Below are 21005 nucleotides of genomic sequence, written 5' to 3'. Positions count from 1 at the left end.
AATTTGCACGTAGAATTTTATTAAGCGTTATGATAGTTGAGTTAAAAATGCCTAAAAGTAATAGTAAAAAAGAACCTAATGAGAAAAATAAACCTCAAGAACAAAGAGAAGGCAGAAGCGGAGGTTTTTTAGAACTGCTAAAAAATATAATAAAAATTCTTTTCAATTCGGTCGTTGACCTACCTGAGCACGAGCAGCATAATAAAATGAAAAGCACTAATCTACAACAAGGTTTGGATACTAAAGGAAAAGGCCCAGAAGATCTTCATCCAAAGGCAAAGCTTGAAGTTAAAGAAGCAGCTAAGGGATTGAAAGAAGAGTTACAGAATTCTGATGCTGGTGGTAATCAATCTATTGAAACTAAAGTGCCTAATCAAACTACTACTCAAGACATTGACAACTCTAAAACGATGGAACGTTAGTTCAACTATTTAACATCTGCAGCAAGCACTGATTCATGTATCATCTCTGAAATGGTTGGATGAGGAAAAATCGTAGATTTTATGTCGAAGTCTGTTCCTTCTAGTTGCTTTGCAAGAGCAAAATTGCTAATTAACTCCGTTACTTCTGCACCTATCATGTGGCTACCCAGAATTTCTCCGGTTTTTTTATCTATAATCGTTTTCACTAACCCTTCAGTTTCACTGAGTGCAACAGACTTACCATTAAAGTTAGAGTGAAATTTTCCTATTTTTATATCATACCCACCTTTTATTGCCTGTTCCTCAGTAAGGCCGATGCTCGCTATTTGTGGATGAGAATAAGTGCAATTTGGTATGCATTCTTTTTTTAACGCATGAGCATTTTTACCAGCAATCTTTTCAATGCAGATCACGGCTTCATGGCTCGCTTTATGTGCTAAACATGGTGGGCCAGCTACATCACCTATTGCATACACATTTGATTCACTAGTTTCATACCATTCATTCGTTTCAATAAAGCCAGAAGGGCTTAATTTAATTTTTGTATTTTCTAAACCTATATTTTCAATATTTGCTTGAATTCCAACCGCAACAATCACCCTCTCAAATTCTTTGCTCTCACCACTACTTAGTAGCACTTGAGCAGAGTCTTTACTTTTAGTAAGAGCTTTTACGCTACTGCTTGTATATATTTCTATCCCCTGTTTTGTGAATATTTCTTGTGCTAAATCTGAAATGTCCTTATCCTCCAGCGGCAAAATAGTGCTCTTTATCTCTATGATTGTTACATCAACACCCAAAGTACTATAAAAACTTGCAAATTCTATTCCAATTGCACCAGACCCTATAATTAGTAGCGATTTTGGTAATCTCTCTGGAGTCATAGCGTGCTGCGCATTCCATATTAAATCTCCATCTGCCTCTATTCCAGGCAGATTCCGTGCCCTCACGCCTGTTGCTAAAATGATATGCTTGGAAACAATTTCTTGTTCTTCCTTATCGCTAACGACTTTTATAGTACCATTGCCTGCAAGTTTACCAAAACCTTGATGAACTTTGATATTATTTTTTTTCATCAAATATGCAACACCGCTTGACAATTTATCAACAACGTTTCTTGAGTATTTCACTATTGATTGTATATCAAAATTCGCTCCCTTTACTTCTATACCAAACTCTTTTGATCTTTTTATTAGCCTATAAACCTCAGATGCTCTAAGCAGTGATTTTGTTGGTATACATCCCCAATTTAAGCATATACCGCCTAAATTTTTTTCTTTTTCCACAATTGCAGTTTTAAACCCAAGCTGTGCCGCCCTAATTGCCGCTATATAACCACCAGGACCGCTACCTATAACCGTAATATCATACTCATTCATCAGTTTTCTTCGTATTCAAAAAGATTATATATAACAGATGGAACCCGTATGATCAATATTCAGGTAGCTGACAACATAGAAACGAAAAACTTACTTGACAAACTCCGCCAGCCCCCGTATCATGAAACTGAAGCTATTGTATTTGCTTTCGCCAATCTGCAGATTAAAAGGTAAGGATTACTTAATGTATCGGCGTCTTATGTTCAATTTTTTGCAGTATATAGATACTGTATGTCTTTACAAAACTTCATCTACATCTAGATTTTTATCTAAATAAGCTGAACGCGCTTATAAAGCGTTACAAGACATCAAAAAATGCCAATACTCGACAGAGATAGTAAAAGACTAGCTAACTCGGGGATTCTTTGTCTTTTTTTCTGCTTAGTAAATTTCTTAAACATTTGCAGCGTAGGTTAGTTGCAATTAAAAGCAGCTGAATTTCGCTTGTCAAGCGTTTAAAACATAAAAAACGCCAATATTTTAAAGCGGATAATAACCCCAGGGCTTCTTTTGCCTTTTTTTTCACTTGGTAAATTTCTTAACGTTTGTAGCTAAACAACAACCGTCATCCCGCTACTTGTTAGCGGGATCTCTTGTTAGCGGCTGAGATACCGCGAATGAATCGCGGTATGACGTAGGACTGCTGTTATCCCAGTGCCCAGACACTGGGATCCAGTTTTCTTTACAAATTCACCAAAAATGTTTCATTCTATAACGCAAAACCCATACTCACCAAACCCAATGCATTACTTGCAATTAAGTTTTCTGGATCCCAGTGTCTGGGCACTGGGATGACATCATAGGGGGTGCTGGGATGACATCATAGGGGCACTGGGATGACACCCTGACAATCGTCATCCCGCTGCTTGTTAGCGGGATCTCTTGTTAGCGGCTGAGATACCGCGAATGAATCGCGGTATGACGTAGGACTGCTGTCATCCCAGTGCCCAGACACTGGGATCTAGCCTTTATTATTTGGTTGAAATTAAGTCTTCTGGATCCCAGTGTTAGCTACTTTCATGACATCATCATAAAGTAAAATGAGATCCCAGTGTCACGCACTGGGATGACATTATAGGGGCACTGGGATGACAAGAAGAGGGCACTGGGATGACAGGAGAGGGAGGCTACTTGGATGACACCCTGACAATCGTCATCCCGCTGCTTGTTAGCGCTTACTATTACCCACAAATAAAAACATAGTATTGTATTTACTCAAATAATTTAATTTTATTAACCTGAAAGCTTATTAGATTAAAATTATTAAACTAAGAGTTATAATTTTAGCAACTAAAAGCTGTAAATTGCACCATATAAACAGTTATTTCAAGCAAAAGTTATGCCATTAAGAGCTATGCAACAAACATTTATATTTGTGGGTAATAGTAAGATCTAAATCCGATAGAGCATTGTTGGCACACCATCAAAAGTCGCCTCAGACCTCTAATGCATCAATGTACAGACTTACACCTTTTAGTTGGTAATACCATTTTAGACGTTTATCATTCGTTTTAGAAAATACTATAGTAGCGGAATGACGAATTTTTGTTTTTCAAATTGTCGTAAGTCAGTTTAGCTATATAAAACATAGTATAAAAAGAGCTATTTCAGCAAAGTTTCAAACAAATAAAGTTCATTAGCCTCACAATTGGCACTTTATGGGATATACTTGATACATAAATTTAAAACACAAGTTAACGAATTATTATGATTTTTACCAAGATAATAATATAGTAAGATTTGGTAGTGAAGTATCAAAATGGAAAAATACACCAACGCATGGTTTAATAAGAAAGATAATCATGATTGTGCAAACGATGGTACTTGCGGGCAATCTATAACGGATTTTAGGATTGGTAATACAGACATTTCTTTTTTTGATAGTAACAAAAACTTAATTGCCAAAGTACCTAAACTACCAAAGTATTCTAGGGATAAATATGGGCATCAATTGTATAAGGAAGCTGAGTCAAAGCAGTTCAATTATTTTTCCACAAATATACATGATGTTTTGTCTAACAGCTTTACCGTTAAATACGGATATATAAATTGTACTATAAAATACGACAACTTATCTGAGCAAGAACAAAACCAAATAGAAACAGACATTAAAACTGCCTATGAGGCATTTAAAGAAAAGTTTTGCTTCAAAGATAGTAGCATAATTAAAGATATAACGGTTTACATTTTTAATAATAGAAGCGATTATACAAAGTATAACAATCTTCTCGGCATAGATGAAGATGGTGGTCCAGGATATATTACACGAGGAGTAACAGATTGTCAGAATATTCTGACATATAAGCAAAGTGCCATGGATTTTGTTCTAGGTCATGAGCTAGGCCACATATTTCAATTGCGTTTTTCACCATCGGCAACAGTCAAAGATTTGAGTACTCAGGATACTGAACTCATAGCAAATGTTGTTGGACGAGAAGTAGAAGAAAAAAATTATAAAGCTATTTGCAAGCAGATGGGTGTAGATGAATATAAATACGATGGATGGAGTTTTATTTTTAAATACATAGGTACAACTGGTAGTGTATACCGCCTAAACCTTTCAGAAGAAGAGAAATTTCAAATTATACAACGTGTCAAGAGTTCTGGACTAGATGAATATGAAGACCATGGATGGATGTTTAAATTTAAATATAAAGATACAACTGGTAGTATATACCTCAAGGACCTTTCAGAAGCAGAGAAATTTCAAATTATACAACGTGTCAAGAATTCTGGACTAGATGAATATGAAGATCGTGAATCAATGTTTAGTTTTAAATACAAAGGCACCACTTATAGAGCAGAACACAGAGATTATCTTTCAGCAGAAGAAGAAAAACTTCAATTTATCAAAGACATTAAGAACTCTCATGAATCGCTCGTTAGTGAATGTGATGGATTGGGGAATGAGAATACAACTTTAGTGATTTACGTTGATGAAAATAAGGAGATAAGTCAAATGTATTTTCATAATCTAGACAAGAATATATTCAAATGGTTAGATAAGACACTTATAAGCAGAAGTAAACCTGAAGAAGATGTGGATGACACAGCAGGAAAAGAGCCTGAACCAGAATCAGCCGAAGAGGATACTCAGCAACCCAGTAATTTCTTATCCAATATTTTTTCAACAATTAAATCCATTATTGATTCTATCTCATCACTCTTTTCATGGTTATTTGGGTCGAAAGAGAAAGAGTCTAATCAACAATCTGATGATAATCCTTCTTTGTTTAAGCTCGATGCTAATGAGTTAGATCACGAAGTTAAGCCTGATGCCAATGAGTTAGGTCACGATGTTAGAGATCACTTATCAGACAATTATAACCATTACAACTCATCTGATGGGCTAATGTAATATAGCTAATTTACAGTATCTGTTCAGATGCATGGCTAATGTACAAATATTGAAACAAAAATTCCAGTGCCCCTGTGATGTCATTCCAGTGCTTGACACTGGAATCCAGCTTTTAATCGAAAATGTTGTATAGTACACAATCAAATTTTCTGGATCCCAGTGGGCTTTGTTGCATCGCTCAAGTGAAAAGAACTGGCAGTTACTGACAAAATTCATTATAAATAGCCATTTAACTGTTGAAGAAAAAATATGCCACAAAAAATGAGAGTCAGTAACTGCCATGAATATAACAAATTTCTCCAAGAAAGAGGAAGCATTTTTTGTTATATCAATGACGCCATAGAAAATTGGTACGAGAATTGTCCAAAAATGCAGGGCGGCAACTATATTTATAGTGATAAAGTTGTGATTTTGGTGCATATAATCGTCAGTTTCTTTAGAATTGGTTTAAGACAAACAGTCGGGTTTATAAAAGGGTATTTGCAACAAATAGGAAGAGATTTGCAGCTATTCACAAGCATCAAAAGAAACTTAATATTAAGATAAATGATTGCAGAAAATAATATGGAAGATATCGAAATTGCTATAGACAGTACAGGAATTAGTATATACAACAACACACAGCAAGGAAAATAGCACTGACAGAAAATATCGTGGCTATGAGCAAACGAGAAAATTGCACGTAATGTTGAATATAAACAACAAAAAAGCCATAGCTGTAAAATACAGTAACGGCTGATCACTATGGAGCTTGTGATTTGCTAAAAGAAGTTGATTTTCAGCATGCCATAAAAGCACTATATGCAGATAGAGCATGTGATAGGCACAAGTTTTATAAGTTGTGTAACGAATATGATATAAAGACAAAAATTCCACCAATAAACAATGCGGCAGAACATCCAGAAATAGATTATATGTCTGACAGGAATGCTGCTATTAGGTTAATAAAATTATACGGTGAAGATGGCATGAAAGAATGGAAAAAAGAAGTAAATTATGGGAAAAGATCTTACATTGAAGGGTTTTTCTCAAGATTAAAGCAAATATTCGGATTTAGTTTTAGGAATAAATCTGAGATAAATCGAGAAAAAGAACTGCTAATCAAATGCTATTTGCTTAATAAATTCACTGATATTGGTATGGCTAAATTTGAGATAGTTACATGAATTTACCATAAATCACCATCTCATAAAGTGTGATGCAACAAAGCCATCCCAGTGTCAAGCACTGGGATGACACCCTCCTTATGGGCCAAAATCACAATGTTCGTACAGTTGTGGATTCATTCGCGGTATCTCGGCATAGATTCCGCTAACAAGTAGCGGAATGACGAATTTGTCGTTTTTCAGATTGTCGTAAGTCAGTTTAGCTATAGCATAATGCTATATTAATAAATAATCTATATAATACTATTAAATATAATAATTAAAATCTAAATTACTTTCTCTATAAAAGGAGAAATTTACCTTAATGAAAATACATATATATTTAATATTGTTTTTATTTTTTTCTTGCACTCAACTATATGCTGACGAGGAAATTGCAAAATTTGATTTACTTATTGGCGAGATAAATGAAGCAAGCTTCACTCTTAAAGGTGCAATAAAGGTTACAGTAGAACCAGGCTGGCACATATATTATAAAGATCCTGGAGATTTCGGTTTTCCCACTTCTTTTGATTGCAAGGGTAACACATTAAACATAGATATTTACTGGCCTACTCCAAAAAAACATAGAGATAAAGTAGGAAGAGAGGTATTTATCAGTAACGTATATGAGGACATGGTGTTATTTCCCTTTAAGATGAATGTGTTTTCAAATCAAGGGTATATTGACCTTAACTTCCATATAAATTATGCGATATGTAAAGATAGGTGCATCCCTAAAAATGCTGAGATAAAAATCAAACAGCCACTAAAGAATTTTATAGATTCTGATGTCAATGAACTTATAAATGAGTGGTATGAAAAATAGAGTTCTCATGGGGTAGGTGTCATTCCAGTGCGTGACACTGGAATCTCATTTACTTTTTTGTTCACTATGTGAGGAACTTGGGCCTACAAGTATATAAACATAATGGTTTCGCATAAAAAATTTAGATCCCAGTGTCACGCACTGGGATGACAAGAAAGGAGCGCTAGGATGACAGAAAGGGGTGCTAGGATGACAGAAACGAAGTCATACATAGAAAATAGGTTAGGTATTTTCAATTTTTGTATGTATACTTAAGTCAAAACACTCACTTTTAGTATGTAAATGGGTATAGTAAAGTTTGTTTTATTACTGCCAACAATATTACTCATGCTAGTTGCTGGTGTTTACCTATCGATTAAACTAAAATGGCTACAGGTATTTAGATTACCATACGCCCTTTCACTCCTTGGAGCTAAAAAAGGAGAAAATAAATTTTCTTCTATAGCCGCTCTGTTTACAATTTTAGGGGGAAATTTAGGAGTAGGAAATATTTCAGGAACTGCTGTTGCTCTAAAAACCGGAGGACCGGGCTCTATTTTATGGATGGCAATAATTATTGTTATCACTTCTGTGATAAAATATGTCACTTGTTATCTAAGTATAAAAACCAGAAAGGAAAAGAACGAACGGTTTATAGGTGGCCCTGTAGCCTACATGACTGATGCGTTTAACTCTAGGAAGGCCACAATTGTCTTTCTAGTTATCATGATGATGGTTTCAATAACAGTTGGTAACCTTGTTCAGGTAAATTCTCTATCAATACCACTTAATATGATAGATGTGCCTGTAGTTGTTGGTGGCATTGTAATGGCCATAATATTTTTTGTTGTTGCAGCTCTCAGCTTAAAAAAAATTAAAATTTTTATATCGGCTATGATACCGATAATGACGGTAAGTTACCTCACACTTTGCGGTATCATATTATTTAAATTTAGTGAAAATATTCTTCCTTCTCTAAAACTAATAACAAGCAGTTTTTTTACAACCAGTAGCTTTAACTCTGGTTTATCTCTAGGTTTGATTCTAGAAATGTTGACTATTATTCAAGTCGGAACTTTGCGAGGTATTTTTGCAACAGATATAGGGCTTGGCCTTGAAGGAATCGTACATTCTTCAATTGTTCCTAAGAAAAATAATAATAAATTTATTATTGAGCAGAGTCTAATTACGATAATATCGCCTTTTATAGTTGCGTTTATAGTGTTTATTACAACAATGGTACTGCTTGTCACAGATTCTTGGGTCACTGATTTAGAGAGCACTAACATGTGCATATTTGCTTTTAGAAAGGCAATGAATTGGCCTTATATTGACTATTTAATTATGGCCATAATGTTTTGTTTTGCTTTTACTACTATTTTTACTTGGTTTTTTTGCTCAAAACAGACAATACGCTATGTGTCTATGGATAATAAATACACTAAAATCTGGGTTGTAATTTTTACCTTGATTATTCCGCTTGGTGCGATAGGTAAAGTTCAATTGCTATGGGATGTTGCTGATATTTCGATCGCCGCTTTGTTGTTTATCAACATACTCGCTATACTCAAGCTAACCTCTCAAGATCCAGAAGTGTTTACTATGAGTGACAGATACTTGAAATTAGGCGCCAACTAAAAGTTGCCATCTAACACAACCTTCCTTAATAAAAATTCAACCAATGCTTGTGATAATTATATTAGCTAGTATTAGCTAGAACTAAAGGCAGAGGGTTATTAGTGAGGGATATATGGGCACTAACGATACACAACAAGAACACATTTATAATGAGCGCATTCAAGAAATTTTTCCTTTATTTGATAAAATAAAAAAGGAAGACGACCCAATTTATAATGCTAGAGTTGATTTTAACACAGTAAAGTTTTTAACAAAACACGCCAACTGGAATTGGGACGAAGAAGAAAACAAAGATAAAGCATATGGAGTTATTCTTCAGAAATGCGACAAGACAAAGAAAGCTGGACAAGACCTTGAAAGTGAAGTTAAAGAAAGGTTGAAAGAGTATGTTGATGATGTTGCAGGAGTTTCAATATACGGTAATCACGCAAGTATTACGCTGGGAAATAACAAAAAAGAGTTTAAAATCAGCGAATTTTTAAACAGTGATTTTTGTGAGAAGAATGAAATCTCGGGATTTTCAACATTGCATAGTGATGGAAAGAGCGGAATGCATGGTTTTGTTGCCGAGGAAGAAGGGAAAAAAATAAGACATTATGTCGTAACTGATGGTTCATATGAAATGACTTTAAAGTGGTATGCGGAGGGGAAGGAATGTAAGATCAAAATTAAGATTGATGCTAACGGTGTAGACCTTGTTAAAGGTGATGATTTTTCTCTAGAACGGTTAGAAGTAAACAGAGATGTAAAAATAGGTGGTTTATTCTTGCATGAAATACAATTCAGGGAGAAAGGACAAGGAAAAGCGAATGAGATGCAACATAATAAAGACAGTAACGAGCTATCATCTGAAACTACAACAAGAATTGATGTTAATAGAGATGTTAGCGTTCAAGCTACTGATATAACTCGAAAAAAAGAAGATCACCATTCACATTTTGGACCACAATCTAACAGCAGAAGGCAGTCTTACGATAGCGGAATTGGAAAAGATTTTGACGATAAAATTAATTCTCAGGAGGCTAAAGAAAAGCGTGAGCTTAGACAAGCAGCACGAGAAGCAAATTCGGGAGGTCAAGTTTATAACCTACAATCGCTTTTTGAGGAGAATCCTCAGAACAAAAAAACTCCTCCGCCACTTCCACCTAGAACTAGTTCACTACCACCTAAAAAAGGTGTTTTCGATGAGCAAGGGGGAGCCAAATCTGGAAGCCAAAAACCAGATGACTTGCGCGAAAATGAGCAAACACCTAATAATCAGCAAAAAGGTGCAACTTCTGATTCTTCAGATAGTTCTACTTTCACCAAGTCTGTAAGCCACAATCAAGATAATAGGCAAGAAGATGAACGGTATGACAATCCTACATTTGGACATGCTGTACCTGGAAGCCAAAAACCAGATAGAAGTGAGCAAACACCTAATGATCAGCAACAACCTAAAACCCAGCAACAAGAAGGAAATAGCAAAGGCGATCTGTTACAAGACATCAGAAATTTCAAGAAAAACAACTTACGGCACATTGATGTTGATGATAGGAAAGCATCAATTGCAGGAAGTAGAAAAAATAACCCATCACCGTTAGAGACATTAAAGGACAGAATTCCTTATTCATCTTCTCCAGATAACAGTGATAACCAAGATGCTAGTGATGCTAAGTGGAAAGAAAGTGAACAGCCGCTCTCTGCTACAGCACTCAATAATAAAAGTGACTCGGGCTATTCATCTCCAACTCATGACAATAATGAACAATCTCAAGTAAATCCTGAACAGTTAAAGAAGAGCTTAGAGAACATTGAACAAAGTGATCAAACTCCACCTGAAAATCTTCTTAAAGAAATCAGAGATAGATCACAGCAGGATAATAGAGGATTAAGGCAAGTTGATCCTACTGATAAACTGTCACAAGATAAAGAAGATGGATTGCAAAAAGACGATTTAGCAGATGTAAAAATAGTGGAAGGTCCAACTGTTAGTGTCTCTGCTTCAACACCAAATAGTATAAGTAATTCAGGCTATATATCTCCAACTAATAGTGATAGTAAATCTCAAACAGATTTAAAACAGGTAGGAAGGAAATTAGAAGAACATATTAGACAAAGTAATCTAACTCTATTTGAAGAACTTAAAAATACATTAGGTCAAGAAAATCTCGGGTTAAAACCAGCTGATCAGAGTCAGATTAGCGAAGAAACTAAAAAACGCTTGAGAGAAGTTGGGTTGCTAAAAGACAGCTCAACAGACATAAAAGCAAACGATTCGGGCTATTCATCTCCAACTCATGACAATAATGAACGATCTCAAGTAAATCCTGGACAGTTAAAAGCGAGCCTAATGAATGTTGAACAAAGAGATGATACTCTACTTACGGAATTTACCAGTAAGTTGGATAAAGAAACTCAGAAGTTTCCACTAAAACCAGTGGATCAAAGAGGAATTAGTGAACAAACCAAAGAACATTTATTAGCAGCCGGGTTGCTAAAAGACAGCTCAACAGATGTAAAAACAGTGGCAGAACGAGAAAATGCTGACACTAATCCAACCGTAGATAAAAATAGCGAACTATATAAATTACTAGAGAAAGATGAAGCACAACTGAAAGCTGGAGTAATAGAAGAAGAAAGAGGAGATACTTTAACAGAACACACTGATGGTTATGATCGCAATAGAATTGCATTAGCTAACAGAAATAAAAGACCACTAGATTGGGCTAAACAGGTTGCTGAGTCACAACAAAAAAAAGATACTAATAAAGGTATTTCAATATAAATTGAAGTTAAAATAATTGCTTAGCAAACAATAGGTTTCATGTAATGGTAACCCTATAACGGAAGAGTAGGAGCCGCGTAAGAACAATACGAACACTCCAGCTAGGCCTTGTATGTTGCATCCTCCCGCCCTATTTTTCCACTCTTCTGATGCTAAATAATACTTAATTTCTTGTTCACTGAGACGTTTAAATTTCACTATTGTAACCACAGTCCTGATATGTTGTTTAGATTGATCGGGAGTTAATAGACATACACTGGTGTATACTCTATGCCTTCTTCCTGATAACAAGCGGATACATTTTTCTGCTTGCTCAACGTTTTCAGCTTTGAGCAATATCCTTCTACCACAAGCAACAACTGTATCAACACCAAGCACAAAGTAATTTGGATTTGAGCTTTGTATTTTCTCCGCTTTACTTTTTGCCATACGGATTGAGTAATCCTTCGGAAGTTCCTTTTTTAAAGGGGCTTCATCTATATCTGCTGGCAAAATTAAACCTGGCTCAATGTTTATTTGTTTTAGTAAAGCTATACGCCTTTTCGATGATGAAGCAAGAATAAGATTATTTAGAGATCGTTCTGTCACTTGTACCTTTAAGCCTTCTAATGATCCTACCCTTTCTCGCATTCCTATCGTAAATGCTCATCTCAACTAACACCCTATCCCCTATAATGATGCGTATTTTACTTCTTCTCACTTTCCCTGATACATGACAGATAATCTCATGTTCATTGTCCAGTTTCACTCTAAATTCTGCTGCAGGTAGTAAAGCAGTTACTGCCCCTTCCACTTCAAAAATTGTTTTCGATTTCTCGTCTTTTATCATATGTTATATTATAATTTAATAATCTTTTTTAGTCTACTATAGATTTTAAATTATTATCAACACAAAAGACCTTTTGCGCCCCACTTAAGTTGCAACTTAACCCCAACCATCTTCACAATGATACCCTACCTACGTTTCTACTCTCTGCCACCTTCTCAATAGAACTTATAGGACTTATGTTGAAAGATAAATCATTATCACAATTTTCTTCATCGCTATCAAGTCCACTATCAACGCTTAAAGATCTGAGTAATGTTGTCTTCTCTCTCAGTGGAACATAAGACTCATTATCAACGCTTGAAGATTTGGATAACCTTTTCTTCTGTCGTGGAGCATTACCAGACTCATTAGAAATTTCTCCCGTTAATTGATTGTTGAAGCTCCTTTGTTCATCAGCACGAATTTTTTCTTCCAGTCCATCAAGCATTCCTACCAATTCATCACCCCATTCATTTTCTTCTTCTAATAATTGTTTACACTTTTCTTTCTCACGCTCTAGCTCGTTTCTTAACTCTTCGACTTTATCTTCATCTTTAGTGAGTTCAAGTGTAAGCACCTTATCTCCTGGAAATTCCTCGTACTCGTTTTCTAGTTCTTCAATGTTGAGTTTTAGTCTCTCTTCTCCAAGTGTATCTTGTAAATCGCTATCCTGCCTATCTGATTCTTTAATCTTTTGCTCAATTTCTACTTGTACCTTATATTCCTGATCTAATTCTCTTAGCTGATCTTTCAAGCGCTCTTTCTGCTGGCGTCGTTCAACCATTATCTGTTCCGCATCTTCTCGTGCTTGATTTAGCTCTTTTTCCAAATTCTTCTTTCCTGCATTAACAATTTTCAGCTCTTCCTTTAGCTTTCTTTTTTCTTCATATACACCTTTAAGTTCTTGTGCTTTCCCTTGTAGCTCTTTTAACACACCTGCTAATTCTTCATTTTTTTGTGCCAGTTCAGTTTGCAATTCCGTGTTTTTTTGCTCCTCTTTTTCAAACTTGTCTTGTAAATCGCTATTCTGCTTCTCTAACTTTACAATTGTTTGATTAGCTTCTGCTTGGGTTGTTTCTAGTTTCTCCTGTAGTCGCTGATTTTCTTGTATTAATTCATGGTGCTTTTTATTTATCACTTGCAACCCTGCTTCTATTTCTTGCTTCAATTCAACAGCTTCTTTTTTCAAATTTGACATTTCTTGCTTCAATTCAACGTTTTTTTCGGACAGCATCTGATTATTTAAAATCAATTCATCCATTTGTTGTGAAGCAACTTCTGTCTGAGTTCCAGTGTGCTGTAAATTGACTTCCGTTTGAGTTTCGATTTGTTGTGAAGCAACTTCTGTTTGAGTTTCAGTGTGCTGTAAATTGACTTCCGTTTGAGTTTCGATTTGTTGTGAAGCAACTTCTGTTTGAGTTGATGCATTGCTATTAATAGAAGGAGGAAGGCTATTGTCAGCATCAACTTTAGGGTCTAATTCCCCCTCTGGTTCCTTGCGATAGGCCACTATAGATTCATTTTGAAAATTGTTATTAGCAGTAGGCACAACATCAGCAGCCTTACCCTTTTCTAGTACAGCATCATATAAGGAGAGACTTTGAATATATAATTCATCATTTTGCTTTATCAATTCTAAGATCTCCTCCGATGAAACAAAATCTTCACCATTAAATTTTAGTACTTCAGTTATGCGACCGCTACTCACATTCATAATCATGGTACAAATTGAAACATTCCCGAACTCATCCTTTATAGGCCAAGTGCTTGTCATTTCATAACATGTGCCTTCTTTAAATTCATAATATCTTTTCTTATCTTCTTGATAAGCGTATATTTCATGTTTTTTATTGCAATAGATATTCAATTTTTTAATATCTTTCTCTTGCTGTAAAATGTCACTAATTCTTGTTGGCTCACTTTTATTGTAATTAATAAGGTTAACATTCAAAACTCTATGAGCATTATCAGTTTCTGTGTAATAAGCTTGAAGCTCTACGTCTTTCCTCTCAAAATATTTACTTGCAGTTTTTTTTCCCTGCTCTGCCAACTCTATGCATTTATCTATATCTTCCTTAAAGCTCTTATTAGCAGACTCTGTTACTGCTTTATCTATGTACGTTTGTTTAAAATCTCTATCGTTTATTAGGTCATAAAAACTCCACCCATCCCCAAAAGCCCCCTGCACGTAAGTGAAATTCTTTTTTTCCTTTAGTTCTCTTAAGAACCACACCTTTTCTTTCAGATTTTTCAGTTGAAAGCTTATCCTTGCCTTTACACTAGAGTTTTTGGCAGGAATATTCATTTCTTCTAATTCTTTAAATAATTTATTATCTTTTATAATTGAGTAGCAAAACTTTACAATAGCAGAATTTGCAAACAAAGGATCTTTTTTTATACCTTCATCAAGAATTTCTTTAAAATGTGCAAATTGAGGTAGAACATAAAAATCGATTATTTCTTTTTCTGATCCCGTTTTATTAGCATAAGAGATATCACCTAATTGTGAATATAACTCTTTCAATGTATGGTAGATAAGCGTAGAGTAATAAACTTCCCTATTCAGTGAAGTTGGTCCAATACACTTTTCAAGTTGATCACCTGTTTTTCCTGCCTCTGCTGTTTTTTCTTCTTTAGCCAAACTTCCAATCATAATACACCTCCTTAACTATATTTATATTATACCAATTAACATATATTAAAAGAAATCAAACTGTATAACCTCGTCCTACACTAACTTTTATGATTACTTAATTGTGTAAAAATAACTGCAAGTGTTAAACTTGAGCTTTTATTTTTCATTATACATTTCTTACTACATGTTTATACTGCTGTCTTGCATAATAGACTATTCGAAGTTACACAAGTATTTTTTTTATTAGATAAGAGTTAGTAAGAGCCTGTTCATAATTTTTTCAGAAGTAAGGCAGTGAAAGCCAGAACTACCATTTGTAGGCTAGTATTGAGTTTTCGCTCACAATTTTTCCACAATCTTCTACATTTTTCTAACCAAGCAAAAGATCGCTCCACAACCCATCTTTTGGGCAATACAACAAAGGAACGTAATTCATTTCTTTTGATCACTTCAACGGTTGCACCAATAATCGTTTTTATTTGAGTTACAAAATTCTCTCCAGTATAGCCTGCATCAACCAGTACATTTTTAACTCCCGAGAGATTTTCTTTTGCATTTTCGACCATTCTCACAGCACTGCTACGGTCAGTTATCTCTGCTGTTGTTGTATAAATTGCATGCTTGCGTATCTACTGCAATACGGCCCTGAAATCTTCTTGCCTGCATCATAGCTTCAGCAGTATCTGCATTTTTTATACTCTGTGCATCAATTATGCAGAAGCTTTTCCGACCATTGTTTTGTCGCAATTATTTTTTTTTAATACCAGCTCCAGAACACTTTCTTTATTTGCATCTGGTTTTTCACTCCACTTCTTAAAATAGTCGTAACAATTGCGCCATTTTGGGAACTCTTTTGATACCATTCTCCACTGGCAACCACTTTTTAACACGTATAACACTCCACAAAATACATCATGTAAATCAAGTGTTCTTGGTTTTGTCTTCTTTCTGCAAGATTCCAGATCTGCTACAATAATCTCAAACTTTTCTCGACTTATGTCACTTGGTTATAAACTTCGCATATCCTACTTTATATACTTTATCCTCTCACTTTATCTCTTTTTTGAGATTACGTACAGGCTCTAAGATACAAAGACGTTTTCAGAAATCTTTAAGCTTAATAACATCCTCTCTCTTTGGACTAGTTGAGATTAGATGAATTGGTACACCTATTAATTTTTCTAACCTGTCTATATATTTTATTAAATTGATAGGCAATGCTTTAATCGACCTTTTACCTTGAGTGTTTTCTTTCCAGCCAGGAAACTCTTCATATATTGGCTCTAATTCCCCTTGTATTGAATGCGATGCGGGTAAATAATCATACATTTTTCCGCTATACTTGTAACCAGTGCATATTTTAATTGTATCAAAAGAATTAAGCACATCTAATTTGGTTAATACAATGCTTGAAACTCCAGAGAGTTGTACGGCCTGGCGCACTAAAACTGCATCGAACCATCCGCAACGCCTTCTTCTATTGCTCACTGTTCCAAGTTCCTTACCTATAGTAAACAAGCTATCTCCTACTTCATTTTTCTGCTCAGTAGGAAATGGGCCATTGCCCACTCTTGTTGTATAAGCTTTTACCACACCAATAATGTAAGCATTGGAGGATAACCCTGAGCCTGTTATTGCTTGCGATGCTACAGTATTACTTGAAGTAACAAAAGGGTAAGTTCCGTGGTCGATATCTAAAAATGCGCCTTGGGCACCTTCAAATATTATTTTCTTACCTTCTTTCATCAAGTCATTTAATATCTTCCACACAGGTTTTTTATATGAAAGAATTTTTTCTGAAATCTCTTGAATTTCCTTTAATATTTCTTCTTTTTTAACTACCTGGTAGTTAAGGCCTTTCCTGATAGCATTGTGGTAATTCAAAAGAGTATCCAATCTTTTATTGAGCTCATCTGCGTTTTCTAAGTCACAAAGGCGTATAGCTCTCCTCCCAACTTTATCTTCATAACATGGTCCTATCCCTTTATTTGTTGTACCAATTTTGTGATTTCCATTTAAATCTTCAAATAGCTTTTCCTTGTCCTTATGTACGCTAAGTATTAATGGACAGCTCTCAGATACCATCAAGTTGTTATAGTTTACGTCTACTCCTTTAACTTTCAATGACTCTATTTCTGAGATTAGAGCGTGTGAATCAAGAGCAACGCCATTTCCTATGATAGATATTTTGCCTGGCCTCAAAACAGCAGAGGGCAGTAAATTTAATTTATAAACCTCATCATCTACTACTATAGTGTGCCCTGCATTATTTCCTCCCTGAAATCTCACAACTACATCTGCATTCTCAGAAAGATAATCTACTATTTTACCCTTGCCTTCGTCACCCCATTGCAGACCAACAATTACAATGTTATTCATCATTATTTTCTAGATTAATACATAAATATTAATGCAGTACGCTACAAATGGAAAGAGAAATCTACGCCTTTCCTACACCTCTTAAATAAAGAGTTTCCAAGCCAGATAAAACATTTTTCCTATAGAATTGCAAGAATGGTTTCCCTACGTCATACCGCGATTCATTCGCGGTATCTCAGCATAGATTCCGCTAACGAGTAGCGGAATGACGAATTTGTTGTTTTTCAAATTGTAGATAAACCCAAGCCACTTTAGCTATAGAATTGCAAGACTATCTAATACCGCACACTAATTTCTCTCTTTATCTTATATAAATTAATTAAGTAAAGCGAATACAGTATCCACACTACTAAAAAAAATGTGGCACAAAACATAAACATTACAATGAGTGGCAACAGCAAAGAACCTTCTATTGCTACTCCACCTCTTCTCAAAATGCTTGCAGGCTGATGAAGAGTAGACCATAAATTCACAGAAAATTTTACTATGGGAATATTTATAGCACTAAAAATGGCAAATACTGCTGCTGATTTTTCTGCCCTCGCTTCATTATCAAAAGCGCTCCACAATGAAAGGTAGCCAACATATAGAAAAAATAAAATCAGCATTGAAGTAAGCCTTGCATCCCATACCCACCAAGTGCCCCAGGTTCCTTTTCCCCAGATGCTGCCTGTGATTAAACATATTGCCGAAAAGACTGTCCCTGCAGGAGCAGCAGCATGTGCCAAGACACTAGCAATGCTATTGTTCCACACCAATGAAATGAAACTGAGTGATGCAATTAATCCATATATTCCAAGAGCAAGCCATGCAGAAGGCACATGAAGATACATAATTCGTACAATTTCTCCTTGTTTATAATCTTCTGGGGAGAAGAATAACGCCAAAGACATTCCAATTAAAAAACATGCGAAACAAATCACCCCAAGCCAAGGTAGAGCTTTCTTAGAAAAATAAGAGAAATTTGTAGGCTTTAATAAAAACATTCATTTTGAGAATAATTGTGTTAAGAATTTACCAATTAGTTTGAGTTTTATCAACAGGATAGTTTTTCTATATTTACGTAGGTCAACAAATTAGCATAATTTCAGTAGCAGATTGCTAGCTATTATTTTTAGTATATGACCCTTAAAAAGCTTAATCTACACTTAGTATCAGATTCAAGTGGTGAAACTGTTATATCAGTTGCAAAATCAGCTCTGAAACACTTTCGTTCTGTAGAAACGATCGAATATGTTTGGTCTTTTGTAAAAGGAGAAGAGCAGATTGACAAAATTCTGGAGGAAATTAATAGGAAAAGTGATGAGCATAATTTTGTTATATGCACTATTACTGATGATGAGCTAAGAAAATATCTAAAAGATAACTGTATAAAGTTGAAAATTCCCTATAGAGCAATATTATCACATATTATTAGAGAAATTTCGTCTTATCTTGAAATTGAAAAAGACGAAAAGCTTGACTTGCATACTGAGATAAATAACGAATATTTTCAGCGCATTGAGGCAATAAACTACACTATTAATCATGATGATGGACAAAATATTCAAGATATTGATAAAGCAGATATAATTTTGGTTGGAGTTTCACGTACATCAAAATCTCCCACCAGTACGTATTTAGCTTACCGAGGCTATAAGGTTGCAAATATTCCTTTTGTTAGTGGGGTACCCTTTTATGTCGACTTGGCAAAATTAAAAAATAAACTGACAATAGGGGTAACAATAGACGTAAGTAGGCTAATAGAAATACGCAAAAATAGACTTACTTCAATTAACAACGAAGATAATAATATATATGCTAACCCTGAGAAAGTAGAAAAGGAAATTAAAGAAGCAGAGGAGCTCTTTAAACAGAATAACTGGCCAATTATCGATGTTACGCAAAAGTCAATTGAAGAAGTATCAGCAACAATTATACAATATTTTAATAAAATGTTATCAATTGACTAACTCTTGATAAGTGATTATAATGTAAGGTAATTTAATTCTTACTATAGATATGAAAGTCAAAAGTTCGCTAAAATCTCATCGTAACAGAGATAAAAATTGTAAAGTTGTGAAAAGGGGTGGTAAGATTTACATTATAAATAAGGTAAAGCCAAGGTGTAAAGCGCGTCAAGGTTCTTAGCTTTCTGCTCACCTTTTCATGTTATATATTTCTTGTATGTGAAAGTACGGTGCTTATATCTAAAAAGAAGCAAAAGTTACTGTGTTTAAGCGCAGCCTTACTCATTTCTTCTCTTACATTATATTTCAGCATTAGCACAATTACAGGTAAACGTGGCTTATTGACGTTAATCGATTTAAAAAAAGAAATCGAGTACAATGAACTTTTGCTAAAGGATGTCTCTTCTGCAAAGGAAAAGTTGGACAACAAAGTATTTGGCTTATATGAAAAAAGCTTAGATTTAGATCTGCTTGATGAGCAAGCAAAAAATGCTTTAGGTTATGTGAACCCTAATGAACTTATGGTTGTTCTTGACGTGGAATAGCAGTAGTGACCTTACCCAGAAAAAGTGGAGAGAAAGAAAAGAGTTTTTTCGGGTAAAATAAAATTTTGGAGGATTAGAAATGGTAAGAGAATATACGGCAGAATTCAAATTGGAAGCTGTTAAACTGGCAAATGAACAAAGAAAGGTAGGTCAACCAGTTGCAAAAGTAGCAAGAGATCTAGGAATAAGGGATAGTGTATTAGGAAGATGGATGAAGAAATATAACGAAAAAAAGTCAGCGGCAAATGCATTTCCAGGTAGAGGTAACATGGCTCCTTACGACAAAGAGAGGTTTGATTTACAAAGCAAGAGTAACAAGGGAAAGAGACATTTAAAAAAAAGCCCTGGCCAGTCAAAAAGAGTAAAATATTTTTTTATATAGTAACTGCTATAAAGTACAGGAATTATGTAGGATTTTCTGCTAGTGGCTACTATAAGTGGACCACAAGAAAAATAAGCAGTAGAGAATCAGCGAATAAAGAGCTACTCGAAGCTATTCAAAAAATATATCAAGTTTCTAAATGTAGATATGGAGCTCCTAAAATTCATGCTGAATTGAAGGCTTTGGGTAAAAGTTGCAATTTGAAAACGGTGCAAAGTATTATGCAGAAAAATGACATCAGGGCTATACTGAGAAGAAAGTTTAAAATTAAAAAACAACAAACAGATAATAGAGCTGTAGCTCCCAATATACTAGATCAAAACTTTATTGTTGATCAACCAAATAAAGTATGGGATTACTTACATCAAAACCAAGGAGGGATGGCTATATTTGGCAGCAATAATTCTCACGTATGGTAGTTAATGAGTAGTGCAATAAATAAACAATTGGTTATGAACTCTTTATTAATGGCCATTAATAGGCGTAAACCTGTTAAAAATCTACTGCTGCACAGTGACCAAGGTTCACAATATACTGCGCAAGGGTATCAATATCTCTTAGCTGTAAAGAATATAGATGAGTAATAAAGGCTGTTGTTACGACAATTCTGTTGCAGAAAGCTTCTTTAGCTCATTGAAAAGAGAAATACTTATTGATACTTCACAACACTCTGCTCAACAAACTAGAACTGCAATATTTGAATACATAGAAATTTTTTATAACAAACAACGTCACTATTAACTATTGCATTCCAGAACAATTTGATGCATCATTCTTTTTGTAAAAAACA

15 protein-coding genes and 3 pseudogenes are annotated in these 21005 nt (G+C 34.8%); 10 read left to right on the top strand and 8 right to left on the bottom strand.

Translation table 11 applies throughout. The features are described from left to right. The first annotated feature begins 29 nt into the window (after positions 1-29). Positions 30-422: a hypothetical protein gene (locus tag OOK89_RS04330; protein ID WP_006279962.1), complete on the top strand. Its 393-nt coding sequence runs from the start codon at positions 30-32 to the stop codon at positions 420-422. Between the two features lie 5 nt (positions 423-427). On the opposite strand, the gene lpdA is transcribed toward OOK89_RS04330, so the two are convergent. Together lpdA and OOK89_RS04320 are read right to left on the bottom strand one after the other, a co-directional pair. Beyond that, positions 428-1801, bottom strand: coding sequence for a dihydrolipoyl dehydrogenase (gene lpdA / locus OOK89_RS04325; RefSeq protein WP_151807945.1), 1374 nt, complete (start codon positions 1799-1801; stop codon positions 428-430). A 1017-nt stretch (positions 1802-2818) separates the two neighbouring features. Continuing rightward, positions 2819-2992 carry a hypothetical protein gene (locus tag OOK89_RS04320; protein ID WP_160142653.1) on the bottom strand — a complete coding sequence of 58 codons (174 nt, stop codon included), beginning with the start codon at positions 2990-2992 and terminating at the stop codon, positions 2819-2821. 568 nt (positions 2993-3560) lie between these two features. On the opposite strand from OOK89_RS04320, the gene OOK89_RS04315 reads away from it, so the two are divergent. The 5 genes and pseudogenes from OOK89_RS04315 to OOK89_RS04290 all read left to right on the top strand — a co-directional run bounded on the left by OOK89_RS04315 (position 3561) and on the right by OOK89_RS04290 (position 11517). Then, on the top strand, positions 3561-5159 hold the full coding sequence (locus tag OOK89_RS04315) for a hypothetical protein (protein WP_012673171.1): 1599 nt from the start codon (positions 3561-3563) through the stop codon (positions 5157-5159). Between the two features lie 249 nt (positions 5160-5408). Next, positions 5409-6325: pseudogene (locus tag OOK89_RS06650) on the top strand (IS5 family transposase). Between the two features lie 304 nt (positions 6326-6629). Next, the gene (locus tag OOK89_RS04300; RefSeq protein WP_264718811.1) at positions 6630-7133 is read left to right on the top strand and encodes a protein-disulfide reductase DsbD domain-containing protein; all 504 of its coding nucleotides are present in this window, start codon (positions 6630-6632) and stop codon (positions 7131-7133) included. A 282-nt stretch (positions 7134-7415) separates the two neighbouring features. Continuing rightward, positions 7416-8750, top strand: coding sequence for an alanine:cation symporter family protein (locus OOK89_RS04295; protein WP_264718810.1), 1335 nt, complete (start codon positions 7416-7418; stop codon positions 8748-8750). A 112-nt stretch (positions 8751-8862) separates the two neighbouring features. Then, a complete protein-coding gene (locus tag OOK89_RS04290; protein ID WP_264718809.1) occupies positions 8863-11517 on the top strand; it encodes a hypothetical protein in 2655 nt (884 codons plus the stop codon). Here the strand turns inward: OOK89_RS04290 and OOK89_RS04285 are convergent. From OOK89_RS04285 to ccmC, 6 genes and pseudogenes are all read right to left on the bottom strand, one after another. Further along, positions 11509-12105 carry a Maf family nucleotide pyrophosphatase gene (locus OOK89_RS04285; RefSeq protein WP_007550161.1) on the bottom strand — a complete coding sequence of 199 codons (597 nt, stop codon included), beginning with the start codon at positions 12103-12105 and terminating at the stop codon, positions 11509-11511. The two genes, OOK89_RS04290 and OOK89_RS04285, sit on opposite strands and share 9 nt — an antisense overlap. Further along, complete coding sequence (gene infA, locus OOK89_RS04280) at positions 12083-12346, bottom strand: translation initiation factor IF-1 (protein ID WP_007550159.1); 264 nt, start codon at positions 12344-12346, stop codon at positions 12083-12085. The genes OOK89_RS04285 and infA overlap by 23 nt, the downstream gene beginning before the upstream one ends. Positions 12347-12458: 112 nt before the next feature. Continuing rightward, positions 12459-14978, bottom strand: a complete 2520-nt coding sequence (locus OOK89_RS04275; protein ID WP_264718808.1) for a coiled-coil domain-containing protein — start codon at positions 14976-14978, stop codon at positions 12459-12461. A 251-nt stretch (positions 14979-15229) separates the two neighbouring features. Further along, positions 15230-15958: pseudogene (locus tag OOK89_RS04270) on the bottom strand (IS5 family transposase). 103 nt (positions 15959-16061) lie between these two features. Next, the gene (locus OOK89_RS04265) at positions 16062-17339 is read right to left on the bottom strand and encodes an adenylosuccinate synthase (protein WP_264719322.1); all 1278 of its coding nucleotides are present in this window, start codon (positions 17337-17339) and stop codon (positions 16062-16064) included. A gap of 275 nt (positions 17340-17614) precedes the next feature. After that, complete coding sequence (gene ccmC / locus OOK89_RS04260; protein WP_012673161.1) at positions 17615-18325, bottom strand: heme ABC transporter permease CcmC; 711 nt, start codon at positions 18323-18325, stop codon at positions 17615-17617. Between the two features lie 135 nt (positions 18326-18460). Between ccmC and OOK89_RS04255 the strand changes: the two genes are divergently transcribed. The 4 genes and pseudogenes from OOK89_RS04255 (at position 18461) to OOK89_RS06645 (ending at position 20999) form a co-directional block, all read left to right on the top strand. Beyond that, on the top strand, positions 18461-19291 hold the full coding sequence (locus tag OOK89_RS04255) for a pyruvate, water dikinase regulatory protein (RefSeq protein WP_006280267.1): 831 nt from the start codon (positions 18461-18463) through the stop codon (positions 19289-19291). Positions 19292-19340: 49 nt separating this feature from the next. Further along, positions 19341-19469 carry a type B 50S ribosomal protein L36 gene (gene ykgO, locus OOK89_RS04250; protein ID WP_250296744.1) on the top strand — a complete coding sequence of 43 codons (129 nt, stop codon included), beginning with the start codon at positions 19341-19343 and terminating at the stop codon, positions 19467-19469. A 49-nt stretch (positions 19470-19518) separates the two neighbouring features. Continuing rightward, on the top strand, positions 19519-19833 hold the full coding sequence (locus OOK89_RS04245; RefSeq protein ID WP_264718807.1) for an FtsB family cell division protein: 315 nt from the start codon (positions 19519-19521) through the stop codon (positions 19831-19833). Positions 19834-19912: 79 nt separating this feature from the next. Next, positions 19913-20999 (top strand): annotated as a pseudogene (locus OOK89_RS06645) (IS3 family transposase). Positions 21000-21005: the final 6 nt, after the last annotated feature.

The sequence above is a fragment of the Wolbachia endosymbiont (group A) of Lasioglossum morio genome, assembly GCF_947250585.1.
GTDB classification, from domain to species: Bacteria; Pseudomonadota; Alphaproteobacteria; order Rickettsiales; family Anaplasmataceae; genus Wolbachia; species Wolbachia pipientis.
This window is presented reverse-complemented; position numbering and strand designations above follow the sequence as displayed.

Bases quoted from the DNA above. Each gene is read 5' to 3' on its own strand.
- ykgO (WP_250296744.1), top strand. From the start codon at position 19,341: ATGAAAGTCAAAAGTTCGCTAAAATCTCATCGTAACAGAGATAAAAAT.
- OOK89_RS04275 (WP_264718808.1), bottom strand. From the start codon at position 14,978: ATGATTGGAAGTTTGGCTAAAGAAGAAAAAACAGCAGAGGCAGGAAAA.
- OOK89_RS04265 (WP_264719322.1), bottom strand. From the start codon at position 17,339: ATGAATAACATTGTAATTGTTGGTCTGCAATGGGGTGACGAAGGCAAG.
- OOK89_RS04255 (WP_006280267.1), top strand. From the start codon at position 18,461: ATGACCCTTAAAAAGCTTAATCTACACTTAGTATCAGATTCAAGTGGT.
- OOK89_RS04300 (WP_264718811.1), top strand. From the start codon at position 6,630: ATGAAAATACATATATATTTAATATTGTTTTTATTTTTTTCTTGCACT.
- infA (WP_007550159.1), bottom strand. From the start codon at position 12,346: ATGATAAAAGACGAGAAATCGAAAACAATTTTTGAAGTGGAAGGGGCA.
- OOK89_RS04330 (WP_006279962.1), top strand. From the start codon at position 30: ATGATAGTTGAGTTAAAAATGCCTAAAAGTAATAGTAAAAAAGAACCT.
- OOK89_RS04295 (WP_264718810.1), top strand. From the start codon at position 7,416: ATGGGTATAGTAAAGTTTGTTTTATTACTGCCAACAATATTACTCATG.
- ccmC (WP_012673161.1), bottom strand. From the start codon at position 18,325: ATGTTTTTATTAAAGCCTACAAATTTCTCTTATTTTTCTAAGAAAGCT.
- OOK89_RS04290 (WP_264718809.1), top strand. From the start codon at position 8,863: ATGGGCACTAACGATACACAACAAGAACACATTTATAATGAGCGCATT.
- lpdA (WP_151807945.1), bottom strand. From the start codon at position 1,801: ATGAATGAGTATGATATTACGGTTATAGGTAGCGGTCCTGGTGGTTAT.
- OOK89_RS04315 (WP_012673171.1), top strand. From the start codon at position 3,561: ATGGAAAAATACACCAACGCATGGTTTAATAAGAAAGATAATCATGAT.